A 25,195-nucleotide genomic window follows, 5' to 3' on the forward strand; every position below is an offset into this window, starting at 1 on the left:
TCGCAATGCTGCGTGCGCGGCCTCGACGCCGGGCAGGAGCCCGCGCCGCGCGAGGACAACAATGTCGGGAGCGGCGCACGGGCCGCGATCCCGCCGGACTGGCGGCAGATGATCGAGGCCTTCGAGGCCAGCCCGCTCTGCGCCGCGCTGTTCCCGGCCGAGTTCGTCGCGATGTTCTCGGCCTGCAAGCGGCAGGAGCTGGCGGTGTTCGAGGCCGAGATCTCGGCGCTGGAATACCGCAGCTATCTCGGCACGGTGTGATCCGGCCATGACCCAGCCCCACACCACGTCCTATTACGCGGCCAGCGCCCGCAGCTATGCCCCCTTCCCGGCGCTCGAAGGCGACACCGAGGCCGATGTCGCGGTGGTCGGCGGCGGCTTCACCGGCATCAACGCGGCGATCGAGCTGGCCGGGCGCGGGCTCCGCGTCGTGCTGCTCGAGGCCAACCGGATCGGCTGGGGGGCCACCGGGCGCAATGGCGGACAGATCACCGGCTCGCTCTCCGGCGATGAGGCGATGGCGCGGCAGTTCCGCCGCTCGCTCGGCGCGGGAACGGCGGATTACATCTGGGACCTGCGCTGGCGCGGCCACCGGATCATCCGCGAGCGCGTTGCGCGGTTCGGCATCGATTGCGATCTGAAGCACGGCCACCTTCAGGCGGCGATGACGCCGAAGCACGAAGCGGCGCTGAGGAAGCTCGCCCGTACCGCCGAGGCCCAGGGGATGGGGGACGAGGTCCGCTATGTCGAGGGCGACGAGCTGCGCAGCCTGATCGAGGTGCCGCTCTACACCGGCGGCGTGCTGAACATGCGCAACATGCATGTCCACTCGCTGAACCTTGCCATCGGCGAGGCAGAGGCCGCGGCCTCGCTCGGCGTGCGGATCTTCGAGCGGAGCCGCGTCACCGGCATCCGCCACGGCCGCCGCCCCGTGCTCGATACCGCAGCCGGCCGGGTCACTTGCGACACCGTCCTGCTGGCCGGAAACGCCTATCACCGGCTGGCCGAAGGCCGCATGAAGGGCGCGCTCTTCCCGGCGGCGCTCGGCATCGTCGCGACCGAACCGCTGCCCGAGGAGGTGGCGCTCACGATCAACCCGCGGGACATCGCGGTCTATGACGACCGCTTCGTGCTCGACTACCACCGGGTGACCGCCGACCGGCGTCTGATCTTCGGCGGCGGCACCAACTATTCCGGCCGCGCCACCCGCGATATTGCCGCCGAACTCCGGCCCGCGCTCGAACGCACCTATCCGCGTCTGAAGGGCATCGGCATCGACTACCAGTGGTCGGGACAGGACGGGATCATCCCCAACCGCATCCCGCATCTGGGACGCATCCGGCCGAATGTCTTCTTCGCCGAGGGCTATTCCGGCCACGGCATCGCCACCAGCCATATCGTCGCCGGCATCATGGCCGGGGCGATCACCGGCACGATGGCCGAATTCGACGTGTTCGACACGGTGCGGCGGCTGCGGCTGCCGGCCGGCCAATGGGCGGCCCATCAGGCCCTGGCCCTGGGCATGTGGTACTACACGCTCCGCGAAAGGTTGGCCTGAGCGGGGCGGAAACGACGGAAAGAGTGACAGAGCCCCCTCGAGAGGGGCCGTGCAACAGCGAGGACGACCATGACCGACCAGAAACGCCCCGGTGCCGTTCCGGCACGCCCGCGCGCCATCAGCCGCCGCGGCCTCCTGCAATCCGCCGCCGCTTTCGGCCTCGCCTCCGGCGCGGGCGGCCTCCTGCTGCCCGGCGGCGGCGGGCCGCGGTTCGGGCCGCGGCAGGACGAGGCTGCCGAGCGCGGCAGGGCCTGCAAGCGCGCCGAGGAGCGGGATCGTGTCCTGGATCATCCGGTGCCTCCCCCAGTCCATGTGCCAGCCATGGGATGCGACCAGCGGCTGCCCGGTCAGCGCGTTGGTCGGAAAGGCGGCGAAGAAATGCGCCACCGCGGCGATGTCGGCGACGGTGGTGAATTCGGTATCCACCGTCTCGCCCAGCATGACCTTCGAGATCACCCCGTCCTCGGACAGGCCCAGATCGCGCGCCGGTTCGGGGTTCTGCTTCTCGACCATTGGCGTCCTGACGAAGTCCGGGCAGATCACGTTGGTGCGGATGCCGTGCCCGCCGCCTTCCTTGGCGATGACGCGGGCGAGGCCGAGGAGGCCGTCACGTAGGGCGCCTTCAGCGCCGAGGTTTCCTTGGAATGCACCGAGCGCATGAACAGGATCGCGCCGCCGCCCTGCGCCTTCATGTGCGGGATCACCGCCTTCGAGGCCAGGAAGGCGCCGCCGAGATGGATCGACAGCAGCTTCTTCCATTCGCCGGAGGGGAAGCCCTCCGCCTTGCGGAGGATCTGCATCCCGGCATTCGATATCAGCACGTCGAAACGGCCATAGGTGTCGGCGACCTTCTGCATCCCGGCATTGACCGTGTCCTCGTCGGTCACGTCCATTTCCACGGCCATCGCCTCGCCGGGCGTCTGCGCCGCGCTCTCCTCGGCGGCGGCGCGGGCCGCGTCGATCTTCAGGTTGGCGATCGCCACCTTGGCGACATCCCCGGCATAGCGTTGGCGATGGCCCTGCCGATGCCGGAGGCGGCGCCGGTGACGATGCAGACCTTGTCCTTGAGCGTGCTCATGTCAGTCTCCCTTCGGGGTCGGCGGCCCGGCCTCATGCAATCGTGTGCCGGACGGTGCGCCCGGTCAGGCCGAGGACCCGAAGCCCGCCACGGCGGCGCCCGCGCTGCGTCCAGCGGGGATCGGCCAGGGAGGTCCCCGGGTCGCGCGCGCCCGGGGCCCTGTGCTGCCGCATCGAGAACCGCTAGAAGGCGCAATCCTTGGCCGGGGCCGCGCGGCATAACCGGCCGGGATCGGAGCCGTCGCGCAACGCTGCGGGCAGGCGGGTGCGGATTGGGAACTGGATGCCCTTGCTGCGGCTCTCGACATCGGCCAGCGTGCCGGGGCCCGCGCTGCGGGTCAACGTGGAGTCCCGTCATCGGCTGCGCGCCATGCTTTTCCGGCACGTATTGCAGCTTGGTGCCCGACACCCTCCCGCCAGAGCCGCCCCTCCGCTTCGGCGCCGGGAAAACCCGGCGGCAGCGCGCTGGAGGCCATCACGTGCCCGGGGCCGATCTCTATGGAGGGATGCGCGAAATTGCCGGTTTCGCCATCGACCGCCCCGGCCGGGAGCCGCGGGCCATGGGCGTTAGCCAGCTGAAATTCGCCAGCTCCTCCAGCGTGACGCGCAGCATGGCGGTGCTGTAGGCGGCCAAGGCAGCCGGGGCCGGAAGAAGCCGGGCACGCCCGAGGCGACCACCGCCGCGGCATTTTCATGGCCGAGCCGGGCGATGCCGGGCTGGGCGCGGGGGGCAAGCGGCTTGAAACCTTTTCCCGGAAGGCCGGGAGCCGTGCCAGGCGCCGCTCCGGGGGATTGCCGCTGACCAGCGGCCGCCAGGGGCAAGCCCGGGCCAAAGACGGAAGGTGTTATTCGGCCGCCGCAGACAACCGGCTCTCTCCGGACATCCAGGCCTGGAGGGCCGCGGCCTGCGACTCGTCGAGGCGCAATCCCAGCTTGCCGCGCCGCCAGAGCACGTCTTCGGCCCGGCGGGCGAATTCGCGGTCCATCAGCCAGCGGACCTCGCGCTCGGTCAGGGTGCCGCCGAAATCGCGGCCGAGATCGCCGATCTCCCGCGCGCCATCCAGAATCTCTGCCGCTTCGGTCCCGTAGGCCCGCACCAGGCGCAGCGCCCAAGCGTCGTCCAGGAACGGGAAACGCGCGCGCAGATCGGCAACCAGCGCCGGGACGCCGTCCACCGGGAAGCCGCCGCCGGGCAGCGGTGCGCCTGCCGTCCAGGCCGGGACCTCGAGCTCCAGCACATCGGCGATTTTCTCCAGCGCGTGTTCGGCCAGCCGCCGGTAGGTAGTGATCTTGCCGCCGAAGACATTGAGCAGCGGCGCGCCGGACTGCTCCAGCTTCAGCGTGTAGTCGCGGGTGGCCGCCGTGGCGGAGCTGGCGCCGTCGTCATAGAGCGGGCGCACCCCGGAATAGGTCCAGACGACATCCGCGCGCGCCACCGGCTGCTCGAAATATTGCGAAGCGAAGCGGCAGAGATAGGCGGCCTCCTCCTCGGTGCAGACCGGACGCTGGTCCGGATTGCCATGCTCCTGGTCGGTGGTGCCGATCAGCGTGAAGTCGGTCTCGTAGGGAATGGCGAAGATGATCCGCCCGTCCTCGCCCTGGAAGAAATAGGCGCGGTCATGGCCATGCAGCTTCGGCACCACGACATGGCTGCCGCGCACAAGCCGCACCCGGTCCGGCGTCTCGACACGGAGGACGTCCTTCAGCGTCTCGCCGACCCAGGGCCCGGCGGCATTGACCAGCATCCTCGCGCTGACCTGGCGGGTGGCGCCGGTGTCCCGGTCCTCGAGCGTGGCGATCCAGTGATCGGCATGGCGCTCCGCCCCCGTCAGCTTGGTGCGGGTCCAGATATCGGCGCCCTTCGCTTCCGCATCGCGGGCATTCAGCACGACGAGGCGCGAGTCCTGCACCCAGCAGTCGGAATACTCGTAGGCCTTGGCGAACTTGTCCTTCAGCGGCTTGCCGGCCTCGTCGGTCTTCAGGTCGAGATTGCGCGTGCCGGGCAGGATCTTCCGTCCGCCGAGATGGTCGTAGAGAAACAGGCCGAAGCGGATCAGCCAGGCCGGGCGGCGGCCCTTCATCCACGGCATGACGGTGGACAGGAGCTTCGAGGTCGGCGTCTGGCTCTCGAAGCGCATGTCCTTGTGATAGGGCAGCACGAAGCGCATCGGCCACGCGATATGCGGCATCGCGCGCAGCAGCACCTCGCGTTCGATCAGCGCCTCGCGCACCAGGCGGAACTCGAAGAACTCGAGGTAGCGCAGCCCGCCATGGAAAAGCTTCGTCGAGGCCGAGGAGGTCGCCGAGGCCAGGTCGTCCATCTCCGCCAGCGCGACCGTCATGCCCCGCCCTGCCGCGTCGCGGGCGATGCCGCATCCGTTGATGCCGCCGCCGATGATCAGGAGGTCGTAATCCGGGGTCATGTGCAAAGGCTCCTTGGTGCTGTCCCTTGCCGCAGGAGATGCGCCTGATGCCCGAGTCTGTCAATTCGGAATTTTCGTTTGTTTTCGTTTGTGGCGATTTCGCGCTCGTTTTTCGGTCACACTTGCGGGATCGGGCGAGGTCGGCCTAGAGTCGCACACTTGCGAAACCCGGAGTCCCCATGTCCCAGACCTTCCGCCACCCCCAGATCCTCGAAATTGCCCGCATCGAGGGAAAGGTGACGGTCGAGGGGCTGGTGGCGCGCTTCGGGGTGACGCCGCAGACCATCCGGCGCGACCTGAACGACCTGGCGGAGGCGGGCCAGCTGGAGCGGGTGCATGGCGGGGCGGTGCTGCCGTCCGGCACGGCGAACATCGTCTATGACGAACGCAGCCGGCTGAACCGCGAGGCGAAGGAGGCGATCGGCCGGGCCTGCGCCGCGCAGGTGCCGCAGGACGCCTCGCTGTTCCTCAATATCGGCACGACGACCGAGGCGGTGGCGCGGCACCTGCTGACGCATCGCGGGCTGATGGTGATGACCAACAACCTGAACGTGGCGAACATCCTGATCGGCAATCCGGAGGCGGATATCGTGGTCGCGGGCGGCAGCTTCCGGCGCAGCGACGGCGGGCTCGTCGGGCCGCTGACCCAGGCCTCGGTGGAAAGCTACAAGTTCGACCTGGCGGTGATCGGCTGCTCGGCGATCGATTCCGACGGCGACCTGCTGGATTTCGACGCGCAGGAGGTCGGCGTGACCCAGACCATCCTGCGCCGGGCGCGCAAGGTGTTCCTGGTCGCCGACCATTCGAAATTCGAGCGCACCGCGCCGGTGCGGATCGCGCCCTTGGCGCAGGTCGACCGGCTCTTCACCGACCGCGCCCTGCCCCCTGCCCTGTCGGGGATCGACCTCGACGTGACGCTGGCGGGCTGAGGCTCAGGCGGTTTCCAGCGCCGCCTTGCCCGGTGCCGGACGGTAGACCAGCGGATCGTCGGCCTCGGCCCAGAACGCCGCCTGGCGCGCCAAGTCTTCATGATGCGGGGACTTCACGCAGACCGGATCGGCGGCAGCGGCATCGCCCGCCAGGGCCAGCGCCTGGCAGCGGCAGCCGCCGAAATCACGGGTCTTGCGCTCGCAGCTGGTGCAGGGCTCCTGCATCCAATCCGTTCCGCGATAGGCGTTGAAGGCCGGGCTGCCGGTCCAGATCTCGGCCAGCCCCTGGTCCATGACGTTCCGGAATTCCAGATGCGGGATAGACTCGGCGGCGTGGCAGGGCAGCACCTTGCCCTCGGGCGTCACGTTCAGCCCGGTCGAGCCCCAGCCGCCCATGCAGGGCTTGGGATAGCTCGAATGGTAATCTGCCGGGACGTAGTCGATGACCAGCACGCCCTTCAGCCGCGCACGCGCGGCGCCGACGATCGCCGTGGCCTCCGCCGCCTGCGCCTTCGACGGGATCAGCGCGCCGCGGTTCCGCTCGGCCCAGCCATGGACCTGCACGGTCGCAACCTCGATTCGGCGCGCGCCCATCTCCACCGCCATCTCCAGCGCGCGCGGCAGCTGGTGCATGTTGCGGCGGTGCATGACGAAGTTCAGCGTCAGCGGGAAGCCGACCGACCGGATGATCTCCGCCGCCGCCATCTTGCGCTCGAACCCGCCCTTGTAGCCGCCGATCTGGTCAGCCATCTCGGCATCCGTGCCCTGCAGCGACAGCTGGATATGGTCGAGACCGGCCTCGTCCAGCTCGCGCGCCCGCGCTTCGGTCAGGCCGATGCCGGAAGTGATCAGGTTGGCATAAAGTCCCGCCTCCCGCGCCGCCCGGACCAGCTCTGGCAGGTCGCGCCGCGCCAGCGGCTCGCCGCCCGACAGATGCAACTGAAGGACGCCCAGCTCCGCCGCCTCGCGGAACACCCGCGCCCAGGTCTCCGTGTCCAGCTCCGCCTCCTTGCGGATCAGGTCCAGCGGGTTCGAGCAATAGGGACAGGCCAGCGGACAGCGATGGGTCAGCTCGGCCAGCATGGCGATAGGCGGCTGCGTCATGGCCTTGTCTCCAGGATGCGGCGTTCGTGCAGGGCGCCGAGATAGTCGATGCAATCCGACAGGATCGCCTCCGCCGGAGCCTCGTAGCGCGCCGCCAAGTCCCCCGCGATCTGCCCGAGGCTGCGCGTGCCGTCGATCTCCGACAGGATGGCGAGCCCCGTGCCGTCCAGCGCCAGCGCCCGCTCGGGTGCCAGCAGCACCCAGCGGTCGCGGACCTTGTCTTCGTGGAGCCGCACGCCGCGCGGCAGGACCGGGACGGATTGCGCGTCGAGGCTCATGCCGCCGCCTGCGCCATGCCGGTTCCCGGCTGCCAAGCCCCGGGCGGGATCCGTGCAGGCTCCACATAGGCGCCCCAGAGCGCATCGAGCTGCGACCAGAGCACGTCGGTCTTGAAGATCAGCGCCGCGGCCGCCTGGTCCTGCTTTTCCTGCGTATCGGCATGGTCGAGCACCCATTGCAGCCCGAAGGCCACATCCTTCGGCGCCTCGGTCAGGCGGCGGCGGAAATAGGACAGGCTCGAGTCATCCGCGAAGGCGTAGTTCTGCAGCAGCCCCTCGATCCGCGCAGCATGGATCTTCGGCGCAAAGAGTTCGGTCAGCGAGGCCGCGACCGCCTCCAGCAGGGTCTTGTCGCGGACGAAGCGGACATAGGCATCCACCGCGATTTTCGTCGCCGGCAGAACGCCGTCGCAGGTGGCCACGTAATCCGGGTCAAGCCCGACCGCCGAGGCAAGGCGCAGCCAGCGGCGGATGCCGCCCTCGTTGCCGTCGCTGCCGTCATGGTCCTCGATCCGGCTGCGCCAGGCACGGCGCAGGGCCGGGTCCTCGACGCGGCTCATGAAGGCGGCGTCCTTCATCGGGATGCGGCTTTGATAATAGTAGCGGTTGATCACCCAGGCACGCACCTCGTCGGGGGTGCATTGGCCGCCATGCAGGCGGTGATGGAACGGGTGCAGGTCGTGATAGCGTTCCGCCCCGATCTGGCGCAGCCGCGCCTCGAACTCTGCCTTGCTCTGGGTCATGCTGTCAGCTCCATGCCGTCCCGGGCGATGATCCAGCCCGCGGCCTCTGCCTCGGCGCGTTCGCCCGCATCGGGACGCAGCACCGGGTTGGTGTTGTTCATGTGGACGAAGACGCGGGCGCCGATCTCCAGCCCCGCAAGCCCGGCAATCGAGCCGTCGGCTCCGCTCATCGAGATATGGCCCATGCGCTTGCCGGTCTTCCGGCCCAGCCCTTCGCGGATCATCTCGTCATCCTGCCAGAGCGTGCCGTCGAAGAAGAGCATGTCGGCCCCGTCGATGCGCTCCGCCAGCGCCGGCGTGATCCGCGCGCAACCCGGGATGTAGAGCATCCGGGTCGCGCCCGCGGCCAGCTCCACGCCGACGGTCTGTTCGCCCTCGAGGTCGGTCTCGACCGTCTCGCCCTCGAGATAGAGCGGCACCTTCCCAGGCACCGGGAAGAGCCGCGCCTCGAGGCCGGGCAGCAGCTCGAAGGGAGTCTCGAGCGAAATGGTGCGGCGCGGCACCAGTTGCCGGTCTACCGCCGCCATCATCGGATTGCCGGACAGCGCCGCCTGGATCTCCGCCGTCGCGAAGAGATCGAAGGGCTGCTTCTCGCGCAGGGTGAGGAGTCCGGCCACATGGTCGATATCGCCATTGGTGACCAGAACCGAACGCAGGGGGGACACGCGCAGATCGGTCGGCGCCAGCTGCGGCACGCGGGCGAACTGCTCCCTCAGGTCGGGCGAAGCATTGAGCAGCGCCCAGGAGGTCCCGTCCAGGCTCACGGCCACCGAACTCTGGCTCAGCGACGGTATGGTGCCCGCCCGTGCCAGGTTGCAATTGGTGCAGCCGCAGTTCCATTGGGGGAGGCCGCCTCCGGCTGCCGCCCCCAGAATGATGGCGCGGATCGACATCCGCTGCCTCTCCGCGCCGGCCGTCCGTCAGAGCCAGACGTCGCGGTCGTCATCCTCTGCCGGGCTGTACATGTTGATTTCCATCCCGCAGGTGATCTCGCGCAGGGTCGGCTTGGTCCATGCCATGATGTTGTCTCCTCCTCAGGTTCACATCCATCACCTTACTGCAGCTTGCCGGAGTCGCAGCCCGCAAGTTCTAAGAGGATTCTAAGAGCCAGCGCCGCGCAGCTCGAAGCCGCGGCTGCGGATGGTCACGATCTCAAGCCCGAATTCCGGCCGGGCGGCCAGCTTCTTCCTGAGATAACCGATATAGACATCGACCACGTTCTCGGCGCCGGGCGCATCGCCGGTCCAGAGCCGGTCGAAGATCCCGCCGCGCGGAAGCGGCGCGCCGCGGTGCTCCCACAGGAGCTGCAGGAGCGCGAATTCGCGTTCGGTCAGGTCCAGTTCCGCCGCGCCCTTCCGCAGCCGCCGCGTTCCGGCATCGAGCACCGGCCCTCCGGGCCGGATCTCGGCTGCGCGGCTGATCTGGACATGGAGCCGGGCGGCCAGCTCGTCGAGATCAAGCGGCTTTACGACGTAGTCGTCCGCCCCGGCGCGCAGCCCGGCCGTGCGGTCGGCGATCTCGGTCAGCGCGCTGAGCATCAGCACCGGCAGCCGCAGCCCTTCCGCGCGAAGCCCGGCCACCAAATCGAGCCCGCTTTCGGTGCCGATCATCACGTCGATCACCGCCGCGTCGAACGGCTCCGCCCGCAGCCGGACGGCCGCGGACGCCGCCGAAGGCTCCGCCACGACCGCAAACCCCTTCATCCGCAGCCCGCGCGCCAGCACCGAGGCAATGTCGGGATCGTCATCGACGACGAGCACCCGCGGAGTTCCGGACGTGTCCTCCAGCGTGCGCCCTCCCCTTGCGATCAGGCCGCGATATCGGACAGGACGCCGAGCGCCCAGGCCTCCATCGCCGCCGCTTCGGCCGGGACGGGTTCGGCGAAATCGCCCGCGAAATCGAGGAAGGCCGCCATGTTGCTGGCGCCGACGCCGACGATCACCGGGGTTCCGCCCGCGACCGCCCCGCCGATCAGCTCGCGGAAGCCGCGGCCGTCAGCCTCGTGCTTGCCGAACTTGTTGACCATCAGAAGATCGACCGGCGCGGAAAGCGAGGCGGTGACCATGCCGACCGCCTGTTCCAACGCGCCGGCGTCCAGACGGCAGCCCGAGGAGCCTGCGCCCAGAGACTGGGAGATCCGTACCAGCGGGCCGTCGGGCAGGACGCGCACATCCATGTCGCAGCCGCAATCGTCGTCGCGCTCCGTGTTCTGCTGCACCACGCCCGCCAGCCGCACGCCGCGCGCCGCCAGCTGCGCGGCTAGCCCGCTGAGCAGCCGGTCGCCGTCGCCCCTGCCATCCGCTGTCACATATCCGATCCGCATTGCCGACTCTCCGTACTGCCAAGGGGCAAGATAGCCCCGGCGCGGCCGCATCGCCAGCCTTCGCGGGGCCGACATTCGTCGGTGCCGTTGCCATGCACACAGATCAGGGCAGATCTTCCATACCAGCCATTGCGGCCGCCGGTCCGATCCCCTATTTTGTACTCAACGGTACATTGCGTACCACTGAATTTCCGAAGGCTCCTCCTCCTCCCTGAGCCTAGGAAATGTGCGGCGACCCCCTCCTCCTCCCTGGGGTCGCCGCTTTTTTGTCCGCCGCATCGCCAGCCGCCGTCAGCGCGCCCCCCGGCTTATGCCGCGCTCGGCGCTATCCAGGTTGCCGTAATCGATCAGGCCGGGGCCGGTCAGGATCTCGCGCATCGGGACTGCCAGGCCGAAATTGACATGCGCATTCAGGATCGTGACCGCCAGGAACCCCTGCAGATAGCCCTGCTGGTCGATGGCGAAAATCTGGGAGCCGGAGCGGATCCGGTCGATCGTGGTATCGTCGAGATCGATGCTGCCGATCTTCACCCGGCCCGCCTGCCCCGCGCGCTCCACCGCTCTCACCGAAGCATTGGTGCTGTAGCTTCCGATCGACAGGATCGCGGCCACGCCGGGCGTTCCGATCAGGTATTGCTTGACCGCGTCCGACGCCGCGTCCAGATCCTCGATGCTGCCCGGCGGCAGGTCGAGCGTTTCCGCTTCGCCCCCGGCCTCGGAAATCGAGTCCTCCAGACCACGGCACATCGCGGCGATGTTGTCGAGATCGGGCAGGGTCGTGACGCAGACCGCCCGCAGGAGCCCGTTGGCAGCGAAATAGCTGCCGGCAGCGCGGCCGTTGTCGTAGCCGCGGCTGCCGATATAGGTCAGCGCTCCCAGCCGGCGCACCGCTTCGAGCCCGCCGGCGTTGTAGAGAATGACGGGAATCCCCGCCGCGACCGCCTCCTGCACCGCGGCTTCGATCGGTTCGGGGTCCCAGAGGCCCGTGACGATGCCGTCGGCACGCCGCGCGATCGCCTTGCGGATCAGGGCAGCGGCATTTCCTCCGACATCGTCGTAATCCTCGATCTGCAGCCAGGTGACAGATCCCAGCTGCGCCTCGACCACCATCCCCGCATCCTCCGCCCCGCGATGCACGATCGACCAGAACGGGTGCCCGGTATTGCCGCCGACCACGAAAATGTCGGCAGCAAGCACGGGCCGGACGCCGAGCATGCAAATGATCGAGATCAGGGCGGCGGCAAGGCACTGGCGCGGCATTTCGGAACCCTCCTGTGAGGGCAGGCTAGGGCCGCGGAGGTTACCGGACGCTGAACATATTCCGGTTCAGGAAACTTTCCCCAGCTTGGCCGGTTCCGGCCCGCCCCAGGCCCAGTCGAGCAGCTCGACGGTATGCACCACCGGCACGCCGGTCCGCCCGCCGATCTGCGCCATGCATCCGATATTGCCGGCCGCGATGACCTCCGGCGCCACCGCCTCGAGCGTGGCGGCCTTGCGGCGGCCGAGTTCTCCGGCGATTTCGGGCTGCATCAGGTTGTAGGTCCCGGCGGAGCCGCAGCAAAGATGCGGATCGGCAGGCGTCGCGACCTCGTAGCCTGCCGCCTGCAGCAGCGCCTTCGGCGCGGCGGTCACCTTCTGGCCGTGCTGCAGCGAACAGGCGGCGTGATAGGCAACACGCATCCCCTGACGCGCCGGCGCGGGCAGCTCCAGCCCCGACAGGAACTCGGTGATGTCCTTCGCCTTGGCGCTGACCTCCGCCGCTGCCTCGGAGAGCGGATCGTTGCGGAAGATATGGCCGTAATCCTTCACCGTCGTGCCGCAGCCCGAGGTGTTGACGATGATCGCGTCGAGCCCCTCCATCTCGGCCATCCAGGTGCAGATGTTGCGGGCGGCGAAGTGCTTCGCCTCTTCCTCGCGGCCCATGTGGTGCACCAGCGCGCCGCAGCAGCCCTCTCCCTTCGGGATCACCACCTCGATGCCCAGGCGGGTCAGCAGCCGGATGGTCGCCGCGTTGATGTCGGCGTCGAGCGCCTTCTGGGCGCAGCCGGTCATCAGCACGACCCGGCCGCGGCGGTCTCCTTGCGCCTTGTGGACCTGCGGCTCGTCGATCCGTGACGGCGCGGCGATCGGCGCCTTGGCCATGTCGAGCATCGCGCGCGCCCGCGCATCCGGCACCAGCCTGCGGAACGGCCGGGCAATCTTGGCGCCGAGCAGCGCCCAGCGGAACCGCCCCGGATAGGGCAGGATCCGCGCCAGCGCGCCGCGCAGCAGCCGCTCCTGCCAGGGCCGCTCCCAGGTCTTCTCGATATGGGCGCGGGCATGGTCGACGAGATGCATGTAATGCACGCCCGAGGGACAGGTTGTCATGCAGGCCAGGCAGCCGAGGCAGCGGTCGACATGGCGCACGGTCTCCTCGTCCGCCGGGCGGCCGGACTCCAGCATGTCCTTGATCAGGTAGATGCGGCCGCGCGGGGAATCCAGTTCGTCGCCCAGCACCTGGTAGCTCGGGCAGGTCGCCGTGCAGAAGCCGCAATGCACGCAGGCGCGCAGGATCTCGTTGGCGCGGGCAATGCCGGGATCGGCAAGCTGCGCGTCTGTGAAGTTCGTCTTCATGTCTCAGCCTTCCGGAGCGAACAGCCCGCGCGGGTCGAATTTCTGCCTCAGCCCGGCCGCCAGCGCGGCCACCGGGGCGGGATCGGGATGCAGCGCCGGGACAGGTCCCTGCCCGCGCAGCCGGGTGGCATGGCCGCCGAGATCCGCCATCCCGGCGCGCAGGTCGGTCCTCCCGCGACAGGCGCGGCAGCTGCGCGACGAAGACCAGCGCGCAGCCGAGCATGAGATAGGCCAGCGCCCGTCCCTCATGTTCGGGCAGCGCCAGCCGCCGCCGGACCACCTGGCCCGGACGGCGGTAGCTCGCCAGGATGTCCAGCGTGACCGAGGACATCAGCCGCGGCGCCGGGCCAGCCAGCCGTCCAGCCGCTCGCGGATCTCGTCCGCCAGGCTGTCATCCTCGATCTCGTCCAGCGCCTCGGCGAGGAACGCGAGCGTCAGCAGATCCTGCGCCTCGCGCAGCGGCACGCCGCGCGACCGCAGGTAGTAGAGCGCCGTGTCGTCGATCGCCCCCGAGGTCGAGCCATGCGAGCAGGCCACGTCATCGGCGTAGATTTCCAGCTCCGGCTTGGCGAGGAACTGGCTGTCATCGTCCAGAAGCAGCGACTGGCTGATCTGGTAGCCGTCGGTCTTCTGCGCGTCCTTCTTCACCAGGATCTTGCCCTGGAAGACGCCGGTCGCGCCGTTCCGGAGCACCTTCTTGAACACCTGGCGGCTTTCGCAATTCACCGCGTCATGGGTGATGAAGACGGTGTCGTCATGGTGGAAATCGCCGTCGCCCATCGAGGCGCCCGCGACATGGGCCACCGCGTCGTCGCCGGTGAACTCGATGACGCATTCGTTGCGGGTCAGCACGCCGTTCGCCGTCATGGTGAAGGACTTGAACAGGCTCTCCTCGCCCAGCCGGGCAAAGATATGCGTCGCCGCGCGGCGCTCATGGTCGCGCCCCTGGGCACGGACATGATGGAACTTGCCGCCATCGGCGACATCGACTTCCAGCACCTTGTTGAACCGCGCCGCCGCCGGACCGTTCTCCAGCAGGGTGATCTCGGCGCCCGTCTCGACCTTCACCGCATGGTGCAGGATCGCGTCGGAGCCTTCGTCCTTGTGGATATAGACCAGCGAGACCGGCTTCGACGGCGTGCCGGTGACGTGGATCAGGATCCCGTCGGTCGCGAAGGCGGTGTTCAGCGCCGCCAGCGGACGCTCCACCGGAGACTGTCCGCGCGCTTCAAGAACGCCGTACAAGTCCTTGGCCCAATGGATATCCTTGGTGCCCGCCTCGGCCAGGCGCTCGATGGCGATGCCTTCGAGTTCCAGCGCATCGGACTGCTCGGGATCGAAGACCCCGTCGACGAAGGTTATCTTCAGCCGGTCGCGGCCGGAAAAGATCGGCGTCTCGGAGGCTTCGAACACCGCCGCGGCGGGCGCTTCCCGAGCGACCAGCGTATCGGGACGGGTGTATTTCCAGTACTCGTCGCGCGCATTGGGCAGGCCCGTCGCGCCGAGACGTGCCAGCGCGTCCTGGCGCGCCGGAGCGCTCCAGCCGCCTTCCGGCAGGCTCAGCGACGCGAGCCGCGCTTCCAGCGCGTCAAGCTTCGGCTTCAGCTGCGCTGCCATCACGCCACCTCCGACAGGATGTCCGCGTAGCCGTTCTTCTCGACTTCGAGCGCCAGCTCCGGGCCGCCGGTCTTGATGATCCGGCCATTGGCCATGATGTGGACGACGTCCGGCTTGATGTGGTCGAGCAGGCGCTGGTAGTGCGTGATCACGAGGAAGGCCCGGCCCTCGTCGCGAAGCGCGTTGACGCCGTCCGAGACCAGCTTCATCGCGTCGACATCGAGGCCGGAATCGGTCTCGTCGAGGATGCACATCTTCGGTTCCAGCATCGCCATCTGCAGGATTTCGTTGCGCTTCTTCTCGCCGCCGGAGAAGCCCACATTGACCGGACGCTTCAGCATCTCGGCATCGATCTTCAGGTCCTTCGCCTTGGCGCGCACCAGCTTGAGGAAGTCGGCCGAGCTGATTTCCTCTTCGCCGCGCAGCTTCCGCTGGGCGTTCAGCGCGGTGCGCAGGAAGGTCATGTTGCCGACGCCGGGGATTTCCACCGGGTACTGGAACGCCAGGAACAGGCCCTTGGCGGCACGCTCTTCCGGCTCGATGTCCAGGAGGTCCTCGCCGTTCAGCGTCGCGCTGCCGCCGGTGACCTCGTAGCCGTCACGGCCCGACAGGACATAGGACAGGGTCGACTTGCCCGAGCCGTTCGGGCCCATGATGGCATGGACCGATCCTGCCTCGACCGACAGATCGACGCCCTTGAGGATCTGCTTGTCCTCTTCTTCGAGTTTGACTTCGAGCCCCTTGATTTCCAGCATGTTACATCCTCTTCTTGAACTAGGTCGCCCGAAGCTCGGGCGGAAAGCTGTGCTTCAGCCGCGCTTTCGCGGCCGCGATGCCCGAGGCATGGGGCAGCGCCCCCTCAGGCAGGTCGTCAAGCCGCGCCGGGATCTCTTCCGGCTGGATCGGCTCTCCGAGATTTCTTTCAATGCCAAGGGCATAGTCTTCGAATTTGAAGTGCGGCTCGGCATGGATCCCCGTCGGATCGACCCAAGTCGAGGCGATCCCGCAGGCATCGGCCGTCACCAGCCCGTGCAGCGACGAGCTGAAGACATGCCGCGCCGTCGCGATCAGACGGACGGCCTCCAGCGGATCCTTGGCGCGCACATCGACCAACCGGATGCCCGGCCGCTCCGCCAGCGCCTGCCAGACCGGCAGGTCTGCATGGGAAAAATGAGGAACAACAGCGACTTCTTCGCAGATCTTGATGTCCTCTCCCAGTGCCTCGCCGATCAGCAGTCCCGGATCGCCATAGGCTTCGACCGCAAGATGCAGGACCTCCGCCGTCTTCGGCCCCCTGACGGCGGCAAAGTCGACATTGGCGGTAAAGCGGCGCCCGACCGGCTTCATGCAGCCGGAACCCCAGACCACCGGCCGGTGCGCCCGCGGCTCGCGATAGGCCTTGGCCACCGGACGCAGGATCGAGCCCAAGGCAAAGATCTCCGCCTCTTCCGGGGCGGCCCATTCCACCGGCCGGCCGGACGCATGCGCCACGATCAGCGGAGAAATGCCATCCCCGAAATTCGGCTTCTTCCGCCACCAGAAGAGCCGCAGAGGCGGACGCGCCCCCATCAGCCGACGGTCACCGAGGTGCCGGAGGCCGAGACCATCAGCATGTTGTTGATGACCTCGTAATCGATGTCGACGCCGACCACCGCATTGCCGCCCGCGGCGCGGGCGCGCTCCTCCATCTCGCGCAGCGCGGTTTCCCGCGCCTCGCCGAGCGACCGCTCATAGGCGCCCGAGCGGCCGCCGATGATGTCGGTGATGCCCGCGAACATGTCCCGGAAGACGTTCGCGCCGAGGATCGCCTCGCCCACGACGATGCCGTGATACGCGGTGATCGACTTGCCTTCGATGCTGGGGGTGGTCGTGACGATCATGGATGCGCCTTTCGACTTGCTCCAGGGGTTGCTCATGCCAGTCTCCAACGGCCAGGACGGCCAAATCCGATCCGAACGGCAGACCAAGACACTTCAACGCCTTGGCCGCCGGTTTTCATGTGCAACCGACCAAGATCAGCCGACCGAGCCCTCGAGCGAGATCGCGACGAGCTGCTGCGCTTCCATCGCGAATTCCATCGGCAGCGCCTGCAGGACCTCGCGGCAGAAGCCGTTCACCACCAGCGCGACGGCCTCTTCCTCGTCCATGCCGCGCGACCGGCAGTAGAACAGCTGGTCGTCATCCACCTTCGACGTGGTCGCCTCGTGCTCCACCCGGCTCGAGTTGTTCTTCACCTCGATATAGGGGACCGTGTGCGCGCCGCACTGGTCGCCGATCAGAAGGCTGTCGCACTGGGTGTAGTTGCGCGAGTTCTTGGCCTTCGGATGCATCGACACGAGACCGCGATAGGTGTTCTGCGCCTTGCCCGCCGAGATGCCCTTGGAGACGATCCGCGACTTGGTGTTCTTGCCCAGATGCACCATCTTGGTGCCGGTATCGGCCTGCTGGTAGTTGTTGGCGATGGCGATCGAATAGAACTCGCCCTGGCTTTCGTCGCCGCGCAGGATGCAGGACGGGTATTTCCAGGTCACGGCCGAGCCGGTTTCGACCTGGGTCCACATCACCTTGGCGCGCGCGCCGCGGCAGTCCGCCCGCTTGGTCACGAAGTTGTAGATGCCGCCCTTGCCGTTCTCGTCGCCGGGGAACCAGTTCTGCACCGTGGAGTATTTCACCTCGGCGTCTTCCTCGACGATGATCTCGACCACGGCCGCGTGCAGCTGGGTCGTGTCGCGCTGCGGCGCGGTGCAGCCTTCGAGATAGCTGACATAGCTGCCCTTGTCGGCGATGATCAGCGTCCGCTCGAACTGGCCGGTGTTTTCCGCGTTGATGCGGAAATAGGTCGACAGTTCCATCGGGCAGCGCACGCCCGGCGGGACATAGACGAAGGAGCCGTCGGAGAACACGGCCGAGTTCAGCGTCGCGAAGAAGTTGTCGGAGACCGGCACGACCGAACCGAGGTACTTCTTCACCAGCTCCGGATGCTCGCGGATCGCTTCCGAGATCGAGCAGAAGATCACGCCCGCTTCCTTCAGCTCCTTCTGGAAGGTGGTGCCGACCGAAACGGAGTCGAACACCGCGTCGACGGCGACCTTGCGGTCGGAGCCTGCGGTCGCCGCCAGCTCGCCCACGGCGTCCTTGGCATCGGCAGGCGCGGCATCCGCCCCTTCGACGCCCGCGAGGATCATCTGTTCCTTCAGCGGGATGCCGAGCTTGTTGTAGGTCTCAAGCAGCTTCGGATCGACCTCGTCGAGCGATTTCGGCTTGGTCTCCATGGATTTGGGACGGGCGTAGTAATACTGGTCCTGGTAGTCGATCTTCGGATAGTCGACCATCGCCCAGGTGGGCTCTTCCTTCTGGGTCCAGCGCTGATAGGCGGCCAGACGCCATTCGGTCATCCATTCCGGCTCTTCGTTCTTGGACGAGATCAGGCGGACGATGTCCTCGTTCAGCCCCTTCGGGGCGTACTCCATCTCGATCTCGGTTTCCCAGCCGTACTTGTACGTGCCCATGTTGCGGACGGCATCGACGGTCTCCTGGTCGACGCCTTCCTTGACGCCCTGATTGTCCAAAGCTGCCATGGCCTAGCCTTTCCCTCTGCGGGCCGCGCGGCCCGCAATCCCCTATGATGCCCGCGCGAGGCGCCGGCGGTTCTGTGCGCTCCAGGCCTCCACGAAGCGGAGCACCTGATCCTCGTTTGTCTCCGGCCCCAGCGACACGCGGATGGCGCTTGCCGCCGTCTCCTCATCGTATCCCATGGCCGTCAGCACGTGGCTCGCCTTCACCTTCCCCGAGGAGCAGGCGGATCCGGCCGAGATCGCGAACCCGGCAAGATCCATCTGCATCACCTGGGTCTCGCCCTTCCATCCGGGAGTGGCGATCATCGAGGTATTGGGCAGACGCGCGCTATCTTTCCCGACAAAAATAGTCGAAGTATTTTCCGAGGCCAAGCCGCTTTCTAGAATTTTTCTAAGTTCAAAGACTTTTTCCCAGACGCCATCGGCAAGGTCCCGCTGGGCGGCCTGGGCCGCAGCGCCGAACCCCATGATCCCAATGACGTTTTCCGTTCCGGAGCGGCGCCCCATCTCCTGTCCGCCGCCCTTGATCCGGGCGGTGACGTCGAGTCCGCGCCTGAGCACCAGCGCACCGATGCCCTTGGGTCCGCCCAGCTTGTGTGCCGAGATGAAGCCCATGTCGATGCCCATCCAGTCGAATCCCAGGGGCATCTTGCCGAAGCCCTGGGTCAGGTCGCTGACCGCCAGCCCTTGCGGCAGGTCCTGGATCACGCCGGTCTCGCTGTTCGCCAGTTGCAACGTGCAACCGCCCGGATCGGCCGGCATCTGCACCTTGCCGCAGCCATCGACGGACAGGTCCTCGCGGCACCAGGCGCGGACCGCATCATGCTCCACCCCGGAACAGAGCAGATCCCGCCCTTCGAGCGCCAGCGCGGCCGCCTCGGTCGATCCCGACACGAAGACGATATCGGCCGCCATCGCGCCGAGCGCCTCGGCAATCTGCCCGCGCGCCCGTTCGACCAGCGCCTTGGCGGCACGGCCTTCGGCATGGACAGAGGACGGGTTCCCGGCCACGTCCATCGCCGCGATCATCGCCGCGCGCGCTTCGGGGCGCAGCGGGGTCGTTGCGTTCCAGTCGAGATAGGCCCGGTCGCGTCTCATTCGTCGATGATCGCGAAGAGGTTCGGCACCGCCGGACAGGGCGCGAGATCGTTCTTCACCACGTCCGACAGGCGGGTCTGGTGGAGGAAGACGTAGACATGGGCCGAGAAGCCCTCCCACAGCCGGTTGGTCAGCGACTGCGCGCGCGAGCCCGACAGCGCCCCCGACGCGGCCGCGCCCTTGTGCAGCGCGCTCACGGTTTCATCGACTGCTGCCAGGATTTCCGACACCCGGATTTCGGTCGCGGGCCGCGCGAGGCGATATCCCCCGCCCGGACCGCGCACGGATTCCACCAGCTTCGCGCGGCGCAGCTTGACGAACAGCTGCTCGAGGTAAGCCACGGAAATGTCCTGACGTTTCGCGACATCGGCAAGGCTCACCGGCTCCTCGCCCTTCTGCAGCGCAAGGTCGGTCAGCGCCACCATCGCATAGCGGCCTTTCGTGCTGAGCTTCATGCAAACCCTCCGTTGCCATTGACCCGTGGCCGATGGATGTATACCTGCCTCACGATGCCGTCATGCCCGTGACGGCGCGAGACACGTCTAAGGACCGGTGGAGACTCCGTCAAGGAACAGCGCCGGTCAGCTGGAGAGCTGAGCAGCCGATGCCTGAGGTCATTTTCCCCGGACCCGAAGGGCGCCTCGAGGGGCGCTACCACCCGCAGAAGATCAAGGATGCCCCGATCGCGATCATCCTGCATCCGCATCCGCAATTCGGCGGGACGATGAACAACCGGGTGGTGTACAACCTCCATTACGCCTTCTTCAACATGGGCTTCACCGTGCTGCGGTTCAACTTCCGCGGCGTCGGCCGGTCCCAGGGCGAATACGACCAGGGCATCGGCGAACTGTCCGATGCGGCCTCGGCGCTCGACTACCTGCAGTCGATGAACCAGAACGCCAAGCATTGCTGGGTCGCGGGCTTCTCCTTCGGGGCCTGGATCGGCATGCAGCTGCTGATGCGCCGCCCCGAGATCACCGGCTTCGTCTCGGTCAGCCCGCCCGCCAACATGTACGACTTCTCGTTCCTGGCGCCCTGCCCGTCCTCGGGCCTGATCATCAACGGCACCAATGACCGCGTCGCCCCGCCTGCGGACACCCGGTCGCTGGTCGGCAAGCTGCACGAGCAGAAGGGCATCACCATCACCCATACCGAGGTGGAAGGTGCAGGCCATTTCTACGAGGATCCTCACATGGACACCCTCACCGGTTCGGTCACCGACTACGTGAAACGGCGGCTCACCGAGAACACCCGGTGACCCGGCTCGACCGGCAGATCGCCTTCCTGATGGAGGCGGAGCGGCTGCGCCAAGTGACCCGCTCCACCCCCATCGGCGACGGCTCGCGGCCGGAGAACTCGGCCGAGCATTCCTGGCACCTGGCGCTCTTCGCGCTGGTGCTGGGCGAGCACGGGGCGGAGGGCATCGACCTCAACCGCGTGATCCGCATGCTGATCCTGCATGACATCGTCGAGGTGGATGCGGGCGACCACCCGATCCACGGCAAGGTCGACGAGGCCGCCAAGGAGGCCGCCGAGCTGCGTGCCGCAGACCGGCTCTACGGCCTGCTGCCCGAGGACCAGGCCGCCGAGCTGCGCGCGCTCTGGGACGAGTTCGAGGCCGGGGAGACGCCGGAGGCGCAATTCGCCAAGGCGCTCGACCGGTTCCAGCCGCCGCTGCTGAACCTCGCGACCAACGGGGTGAACTGGAAGCTCTACGACGTCGATGCCGAGAAGATCGAGGCCCGCGTCGGCCGTCCGATCGAGCGCGGCGCGCCGGGTCTCTGGGCCTGGCTCTGGCCGAAGGTCACGTCCTTTTTCGCGCGTCAGGCCTGATCCGGCCAGCCGCCCTTCGCCAGCCCTGCGAGCTGGGCCGGGCGGTAGGGCCAGCCCGCGCCGCCAGCCGCGCGGCGGCCCGTGGGAGACGGCGGCTGCCGGTCTGGCGCGGGCGCATGGGATCGCGCTGGTCTTCGGATGGGCCGAGCGGGACGGCGCGGATGTCTGGAACGCGGCCACGGCGCTCGGGCCGGAGGGGACAGTGCTGGCGCATTACCGCAAGATCCAGCTGTTCGGCGAGATGGAGCGCGCGAGCTTCCGTGCCGGGGAAGACCTGCCGCCGGTCTTCGAGCTGGGCGGGCGGCGCTTCGGTCTGCTGATCTGCTATGACATCGAGTTCCCGGAACATGCCCGCGGCCTCGCCCGGCGCGGCGCGCAGGCGATCCTGGTGCCGACCGCGAACCCGTCGGGCTATGAGCACGTCCAGCGCTTGCTGGTCCCGGCGCGGGCCTGCGAGAACGGGGTCTTCGTCGCCTATGCCAATTACTGCGGCACCGACCAAGGCCTGCGCTTCGGCGGCGGCTCGGTGATCGCCGGGCCGGACGGGGCAGCGCTGGCATCGAGCGGGACGGCGCCCGCGCTGCTGATTGCGGATCTGCCGGAGCTGAGCGCCTATCCCGGGGAGATGCTCTCCGCCCAGCTCGCTGATCTGCGGCTGCCGGGCGGAGACTGAGGCTCAGGCGAGGGTCGTCAGCATCCCGGCCATCATGCGGGTGCGCGGGACGATGAAATCCTCGTCGATATGCTCCTCGAGCGTATGCAGCCCGTCGCCCTTCACGCCGAGCGAGCAGAGCGAGGGGATGCCGAGCGCGCCGGTGAAGTTCGCGTCCGACCCGCCGCCCTGGCTGCGGTGGGGCATGTCGAAGCCCAGGCTTTCCGAAATCGCCTTCGCGTGCTCGTAGAGCGCCATGGTCCCCGGCAGGCCCGGTTCCCAGACCGGGCGGGTGACGCCGCGGGTGACGGTGAAGCGCACGCCGTTGCGTTCGCCGCTGAGCGCCAGCATCCGTTCGATCCCGGCATCCAGATCGGCCTGCTCCTTGGCCATCGACAGGCATTCGGCCGAGGCGAAGGAGGGCACGCAGTTCACCCATTGCCCCGAGGCGATGTTGTTGCAGGAGAAGGTGCAGTCCTCGCCGGTCATCTCCTCGATCTCGATGATCCGCTTGGCGAGTTCGCGGACCGCGGAGATGCCGCCCTTGACGTTGGCGCCCGCATGGCTGGGCTTGCCCTCCGCCGTCAGGTTGAACCGCGCGATGGCATAGCGCCCGGTGCAGACGCCGTTGTCGGGATGCGCGGGCTCGGGGCAGAGCACGTATTTGGCGCGCTTTGCCTCGGTCTCGATCAGCGTCCGCGTCGCGGGCGTTCCGATCTCCTCGTCCGGAGTGAAGAGCGCCGTGATCGGCAGCGGCGTCTCGATGCCCGCCTCGATGATCTTGGCGATGGCCTCCAGCGTGATGTAGTTGCCGCCCTTCATGTCCTGGATGCCGGGGCCGTAAACCTTGCCGTCCTCGCGGCGGAACGGGTTCTTCGCCAGCGTGCCGACGGGATGGACGGTGTCGAAATGGCCGGTGATCATGATCCCCGGCTCGCCCATCTTCGGATGCGGGAAGCGCGCGCGGACCGAACCGCCGAGCCCCATGACGCCGGGAATGCACTCCACCGTGGCGCCAAGCTCGGCGCATTTCATCGCGACGAGGTCCATCATCTTGTCGACGGCGCCGGCATCCCAGGTCGGGCTTTCGCACTCGATCCAGGGTTTCAGTCCGGCGATGATCTCGTCGGTGTCGAAGGCAAGGTCTTTCCAGGTGGTCATGCCGCTGCGCCCCGCTGGGTGACGAGATTGGCGTAGATCGAGGCGCCGACCGGCAGGATCGCGTCGTCGAGGGTGAAGCCCGGATTGTGCACCGGGATGCCGCCGGAATGGCCGATGGTGCAATAGGCGCCCGGGACGGCGCGCAGCATGTCGGCGAAATCCTCGGAGCCCATGACCAGCTCGGTGGTCAGGCCGGACATCTCCTCGCCCACGACCGCGCCGGAGGCGGCGAGGATCGCGTCGGACAGGCTGTCGTCATTGACCAGCACGTCGAAGACGTTGCGGATGTCGACCGCGATCTCGACGTCATAGGCGGTGGCGATGCCGGCGCAGATCGCGCGCATCCGCTCGGAGATCATCTCGCCCACCTTGGTGTCGAAGAAGCGGATCGTGCCGCCGAGTTCGGCGGTGTTCGGCACGACGTTATAGGCGTCGCCCGCATGGATCTTCGTCACCGAGACGACGGCCGGGCTGGTCGGCGCGACGTTGCGCGAGACGATGGACTGCAGTTGCTGCACCAGTGCGGTGGCGATCACCACCGGGTCCTTGGAGTCCTCCGGCCGTGCGCCATGGCTGCCGCGGCCGGTGATCTTGATGTCGAAGAAGTCCGATCCGGCCATGGCCGGGCCCTTCTTGACCTGCACCAGATCGGGCTGGTGATGCGGGGCGTTGTGCATCCCGTAGATCTCGTCGCAGGGGAACTTGTCGAACAGCCCGTCGGCCAGCATCGCCCGCGCGCCGCCGAGGCCTTCCTCGGCCGGCTGGAAGATGAAGACCGCCGTTCCGGCGAAGTCGCGGTTCTCCGCGAGGTAGCGCGCTGCGCCCAGCAGCATGGTGGTGTGGCCGTCATGGCCGCAGGCATGCATCACGCCGGGGGTCCTCGACGACCAGGGCAGGTTGGTTTCCTCGTGGATCGGCAGCGCGTCCATGTCGGCGCGCAGCCCGATGGTCCGGCCGGGCTTCGTGCCCTTCAGCACGCCGACCACGCCGGTCTTGCCCAGGCCCTTGGTGACCTCGATGCCCCATTCGGCCAGCTTCTCGGCGACGATGCCGGAGGTGCGGACCTCCTGGAAGCCCAGCTCGGGGTGCTCGTGGAAGTCGCGGCGGATCGCGGTCAGTTCGTCGGCGAATGCCGCGATATCCTCAATGACCGGCATCTGCGGTCTCCTTCGTGTCGTGGTCTTGGGTTTGGAACGCGGGGCCCATGGCCCCCATGCGCAGGCCGTGGCGGAGCCGTTCCCAAGGCAGGTCCTTGGGATCGACGGCCATCGGGCCCGGCGCGGCGCAGGTCAGAAGCGCGGCGGCGATCGGCTCGAAATCGGCGCGGAAATGGACGGAGCTCTTCACGATCAGGATCGGCTCCTCTTCGGGGGCGATGCCGACCTGGCGGAACATGGCGCGGTCGGCCATCTGCGCCTTGGCCGAGACCACGGCGATCTTCAGGTCGCCGAGACGCAGGCAGGCCGAGGGCCCCATGCTCATCTTCTTGCCGCGGTAATAGGGACCATGGGCGGTGAACTCGCCGTCGGACAGCGCCTCGACGGTGAACTCCGCCTCGAAGGGCGCGTCGCCGGGCACGCCCGACTGGCCGCCGATGGCGAGCGTCACGGTCGCGCCTGTCCCGGCCTCGTGGGCGGCAGCCGCGGCGGCCCGCCGCAAGCGGTCTGCCGCTTCCGCCCGCAAGCCCCCGCAGCAGCTGCTGCGCGGCGCCGGGAATGGGCCGACGGCCCGTGATCAGCGGAACGCGCCGCCCGGCCCTGACGCCGCATGGGACTTGAGCTGCACGGCAACGGTCTTCCCGGCCCGGAGCTTTCCATCATGGCACCATCGGGACCGGCCGGATGGCCGAAGGCGCTCCGCAGGGACGGAGGCCGTACCTCACAGCCTGGCACGCCGCCGTCCCGACAGGGGCGCGGCCGGCATGAAAGCAATCCGGGCCGACCGGACCAACGCGGCGGAGCGCGGGTCCGGGCGAAGAGGCACGAAAGAGAACAGGCCCGAGCTTCGCGCGCAGTGTTCCGCCCCCCTGCGCGACGCCAATCGGGGTCACCTGACCGGCGCCGATACCTTGCGGATCGCCCCCGCGTCTTCGCGGGAACGGCGGAACTTCCGGCGAAGACCTGTCCATCGGGGGGCTGCACCTTGCGGATCAAGGCCCGGGTCGGCGATGCCGGCGTTTGACCGGCACGGCCCAGTGCCGGCTGCCATATG

29 protein-coding genes and 1 pseudogene are annotated in these 25,195 nt (G+C 68.0%); 7 read left to right on the forward strand and 23 right to left on the reverse strand.

Features of this window, described 5'->3' with window-relative positions:
• Window positions 1–12: 12 nt before the first annotated feature.
• A complete protein-coding gene (locus C7T91_RS02240; RefSeq protein WP_161555695.1) occupies window positions 13–261 on the forward strand; it encodes a glutamine synthetase in 249 nt (82 codons plus the stop codon).
• Window positions 262–268: 7 nt separating this feature from the next.
• On the forward strand, window positions 269–1,558 hold the full coding sequence (locus C7T91_RS02245) for an NAD(P)/FAD-dependent oxidoreductase (protein WP_108257820.1): 1,290 nt from the start codon (window positions 269–271) through the stop codon (window positions 1,556–1,558).
• A 372-nt stretch (window positions 1,559–1,930) separates the two neighbouring features.
• On the opposite strand, the pseudogene C7T91_RS34520 reads toward C7T91_RS02245, so the two are convergent.
• Window positions 1,931–2,541 (reverse strand): annotated as a pseudogene (locus tag C7T91_RS34520) (SDR family NAD(P)-dependent oxidoreductase); the annotation flags it as partial.
• 277 nt (window positions 2,542–2,818) lie between these two features.
• Window positions 2,819–2,977 carry a hypothetical protein gene (locus C7T91_RS32110; protein ID WP_161555696.1) on the reverse strand — a complete coding sequence of 53 codons (159 nt, stop codon included), beginning with the start codon at window positions 2,975–2,977 and terminating at the stop codon, window positions 2,819–2,821.
• Between the two features lie 137 nt (window positions 2,978–3,114).
• On the opposite strand from C7T91_RS32110, the gene C7T91_RS32115 reads away from it, so the two are divergent.
• Window positions 3,115–3,261, forward strand: coding sequence for a hypothetical protein (locus tag C7T91_RS32115; RefSeq protein ID WP_161555697.1), 147 nt, complete (start codon window positions 3,115–3,117; stop codon window positions 3,259–3,261).
• 219 nt (window positions 3,262–3,480) lie between these two features.
• On the opposite strand, the gene glpD is transcribed toward C7T91_RS32115, so the two are convergent.
• Window positions 3,481–5,058 (reverse strand): glycerol-3-phosphate dehydrogenase, encoded by a 1,578-nt coding sequence (gene glpD, locus C7T91_RS02255; RefSeq protein ID WP_108257821.1) that lies wholly within the window; start codon window positions 5,056–5,058, stop codon window positions 3,481–3,483.
• 179 nt (window positions 5,059–5,237) lie between these two features.
• On the opposite strand from glpD, the gene C7T91_RS02260 reads away from it, so the two are divergent.
• Entirely contained in the window at window positions 5,238–5,987 is a 750-nt protein-coding gene (locus C7T91_RS02260; protein WP_108257822.1) for a DeoR/GlpR family DNA-binding transcription regulator, read from the forward strand.
• A gap of 3 nt (window positions 5,988–5,990) precedes the next feature.
• On the opposite strand, the gene pqqE is transcribed toward C7T91_RS02260, so the two are convergent.
• From pqqE to iscR, 17 genes are all read right to left on the reverse strand, one after another.
• Window positions 5,991–7,091: a pyrroloquinoline quinone biosynthesis protein PqqE gene (gene pqqE / locus C7T91_RS02265; RefSeq protein ID WP_108257823.1), complete on the reverse strand. Its 1,101-nt coding sequence runs from the start codon at window positions 7,089–7,091 to the stop codon at window positions 5,991–5,993.
• Entirely contained in the window at window positions 7,088–7,369 is a 282-nt protein-coding gene (gene pqqD, locus C7T91_RS02270) for a pyrroloquinoline quinone biosynthesis peptide chaperone PqqD (protein WP_108257824.1), read from the reverse strand. The genes pqqE and pqqD overlap by 4 nt, the downstream gene beginning before the upstream one ends.
• Window positions 7,366–8,112 (reverse strand): pyrroloquinoline-quinone synthase PqqC, encoded by a 747-nt coding sequence (pqqC, locus tag C7T91_RS02275; protein WP_108257825.1) that lies wholly within the window; start codon window positions 8,110–8,112, stop codon window positions 7,366–7,368. The genes pqqD and pqqC overlap by 4 nt, the downstream gene beginning before the upstream one ends.
• Window positions 8,109–9,005, reverse strand: a complete 897-nt coding sequence (pqqB, locus tag C7T91_RS02280) for a pyrroloquinoline quinone biosynthesis protein PqqB (protein WP_108257826.1) — start codon at window positions 9,003–9,005, stop codon at window positions 8,109–8,111. Before pqqB ends, pqqC begins: the two co-directional genes overlap by 4 nt.
• Window positions 9,006–9,032: 27 nt before the next feature.
• A complete protein-coding gene (gene pqqA, locus C7T91_RS02285; RefSeq protein WP_108257827.1) occupies window positions 9,033–9,131 on the reverse strand; it encodes a pyrroloquinoline quinone precursor peptide PqqA in 99 nt (32 codons plus the stop codon).
• An 81-nt stretch (window positions 9,132–9,212) separates the two neighbouring features.
• Window positions 9,213–9,872 (reverse strand): response regulator transcription factor, encoded by a 660-nt coding sequence (locus C7T91_RS02290; protein WP_236637929.1) that lies wholly within the window; start codon window positions 9,870–9,872, stop codon window positions 9,213–9,215.
• Window positions 9,873–9,919: 47 nt separating this feature from the next.
• Window positions 9,920–10,435, reverse strand: a complete 516-nt coding sequence (locus tag C7T91_RS02295; RefSeq protein ID WP_108257828.1) for a DUF2478 domain-containing protein — start codon at window positions 10,433–10,435, stop codon at window positions 9,920–9,922.
• A gap of 291 nt (window positions 10,436–10,726) precedes the next feature.
• Complete coding sequence (locus tag C7T91_RS02300) at window positions 10,727–11,695, reverse strand: substrate-binding domain-containing protein (protein ID WP_201741939.1); 969 nt, start codon at window positions 11,693–11,695, stop codon at window positions 10,727–10,729.
• 66 nt (window positions 11,696–11,761) lie between these two features.
• Window positions 11,762–13,048, reverse strand: a complete 1,287-nt coding sequence (glcF, locus tag C7T91_RS02305; protein ID WP_108257829.1) for a glycolate oxidase subunit GlcF — start codon at window positions 13,046–13,048, stop codon at window positions 11,762–11,764.
• Window positions 13,049–13,051: 3 nt separating this feature from the next.
• Window positions 13,052–13,198: a hypothetical protein gene (locus C7T91_RS32120; protein ID WP_161555698.1), complete on the reverse strand. Its 147-nt coding sequence runs from the start codon at window positions 13,196–13,198 to the stop codon at window positions 13,052–13,054.
• Window positions 13,199–13,378: 180 nt separating this feature from the next.
• Window positions 13,379–14,665, reverse strand: coding sequence for a SufB/SufD family protein (locus C7T91_RS02310; RefSeq protein ID WP_108257830.1), 1,287 nt, complete (start codon window positions 14,663–14,665; stop codon window positions 13,379–13,381).
• Window positions 14,665–15,420, reverse strand: a complete 756-nt coding sequence (gene sufC, locus C7T91_RS02315; RefSeq protein ID WP_108257831.1) for a Fe-S cluster assembly ATPase SufC — start codon at window positions 15,418–15,420, stop codon at window positions 14,665–14,667. The genes C7T91_RS02310 and sufC overlap by 1 nt, the downstream gene beginning before the upstream one ends.
• A 19-nt stretch (window positions 15,421–15,439) precedes the next feature.
• The gene (locus C7T91_RS02320) at window positions 15,440–16,132 is read right to left on the reverse strand and encodes a polysaccharide pyruvyl transferase family protein (protein WP_161555699.1); all 693 of its coding nucleotides are present in this window, start codon (window positions 16,130–16,132) and stop codon (window positions 15,440–15,442) included.
• Between the two features lie 101 nt (window positions 16,133–16,233).
• Window positions 16,234–16,545 carry a heavy metal-binding domain-containing protein gene (locus C7T91_RS02325; RefSeq protein ID WP_108257833.1) on the reverse strand — a complete coding sequence of 104 codons (312 nt, stop codon included), beginning with the start codon at window positions 16,543–16,545 and terminating at the stop codon, window positions 16,234–16,236.
• A 135-nt stretch (window positions 16,546–16,680) separates the two neighbouring features.
• The gene (sufB, locus tag C7T91_RS02330; RefSeq protein ID WP_108257834.1) at window positions 16,681–18,243 is read right to left on the reverse strand and encodes a Fe-S cluster assembly protein SufB; all 1,563 of its coding nucleotides are present in this window, start codon (window positions 18,241–18,243) and stop codon (window positions 16,681–16,683) included.
• Between the two features lie 42 nt (window positions 18,244–18,285).
• Entirely contained in the window at window positions 18,286–19,338 is a 1,053-nt protein-coding gene (locus tag C7T91_RS02335; RefSeq protein ID WP_108257835.1) for a cysteine desulfurase family protein, read from the reverse strand.
• The gene (gene iscR, locus C7T91_RS02340; protein WP_108257836.1) at window positions 19,335–19,793 is read right to left on the reverse strand and encodes a Fe-S cluster assembly transcriptional regulator IscR; all 459 of its coding nucleotides are present in this window, start codon (window positions 19,791–19,793) and stop codon (window positions 19,335–19,337) included. The genes C7T91_RS02335 and iscR overlap by 4 nt, the downstream gene beginning before the upstream one ends.
• Before the next feature lie 149 nt (window positions 19,794–19,942).
• Between iscR and C7T91_RS02345 the strand changes: the two genes are divergently transcribed.
• From C7T91_RS02345 to C7T91_RS02355, 3 genes are read left to right on the forward strand one after another with little or no spacing between them, the layout of a single operon-like run.
• Entirely contained in the window at window positions 19,943–20,596 is a 654-nt protein-coding gene (locus C7T91_RS02345; protein WP_108257837.1) for an alpha/beta hydrolase, read from the forward strand.
• A complete protein-coding gene (locus tag C7T91_RS02350) occupies window positions 20,593–21,171 on the forward strand; it encodes an HD domain-containing protein (protein WP_330848798.1) in 579 nt (192 codons plus the stop codon). Before C7T91_RS02345 ends, C7T91_RS02350 begins: the two co-directional genes overlap by 4 nt.
• Window positions 21,062–21,844: a nitrilase-related carbon-nitrogen hydrolase gene (locus C7T91_RS02355; protein WP_108257838.1), complete on the forward strand. Its 783-nt coding sequence runs from the start codon at window positions 21,062–21,064 to the stop codon at window positions 21,842–21,844. Before C7T91_RS02350 ends, C7T91_RS02355 begins: the two co-directional genes overlap by 110 nt.
• A gap of 3 nt (window positions 21,845–21,847) precedes the next feature.
• On the opposite strand, the gene C7T91_RS02360 is transcribed toward C7T91_RS02355, so the two are convergent.
• From C7T91_RS02360 to C7T91_RS02370, 3 genes are read right to left on the reverse strand one after another with little or no spacing between them, the layout of a single operon-like run.
• Entirely contained in the window at window positions 21,848–22,984 is a 1,137-nt protein-coding gene (locus C7T91_RS02360; RefSeq protein ID WP_108257839.1) for a M20/M25/M40 family metallo-hydrolase, read from the reverse strand.
• Complete coding sequence (locus tag C7T91_RS02365) at window positions 22,981–24,141, reverse strand: M20 aminoacylase family protein (protein ID WP_108257840.1); 1,161 nt, start codon at window positions 24,139–24,141, stop codon at window positions 22,981–22,983. Before C7T91_RS02365 ends, C7T91_RS02360 begins: the two co-directional genes overlap by 4 nt.
• On the reverse strand, window positions 24,128–24,643 hold the full coding sequence (locus C7T91_RS02370; protein WP_201741940.1) for an MlrC C-terminal domain-containing protein: 516 nt from the start codon (window positions 24,641–24,643) through the stop codon (window positions 24,128–24,130). The genes C7T91_RS02365 and C7T91_RS02370 overlap by 14 nt, the downstream gene beginning before the upstream one ends.
• Window positions 24,644–25,195 lie beyond the last annotated feature (552 nt).

Origin of the sequence: Mangrovicoccus ximenensis (assembly GCF_003056725.1) — a bacterium.
GTDB lineage: Bacteria > Pseudomonadota > Alphaproteobacteria > Rhodobacterales > Rhodobacteraceae > Mangrovicoccus > Mangrovicoccus ximenensis.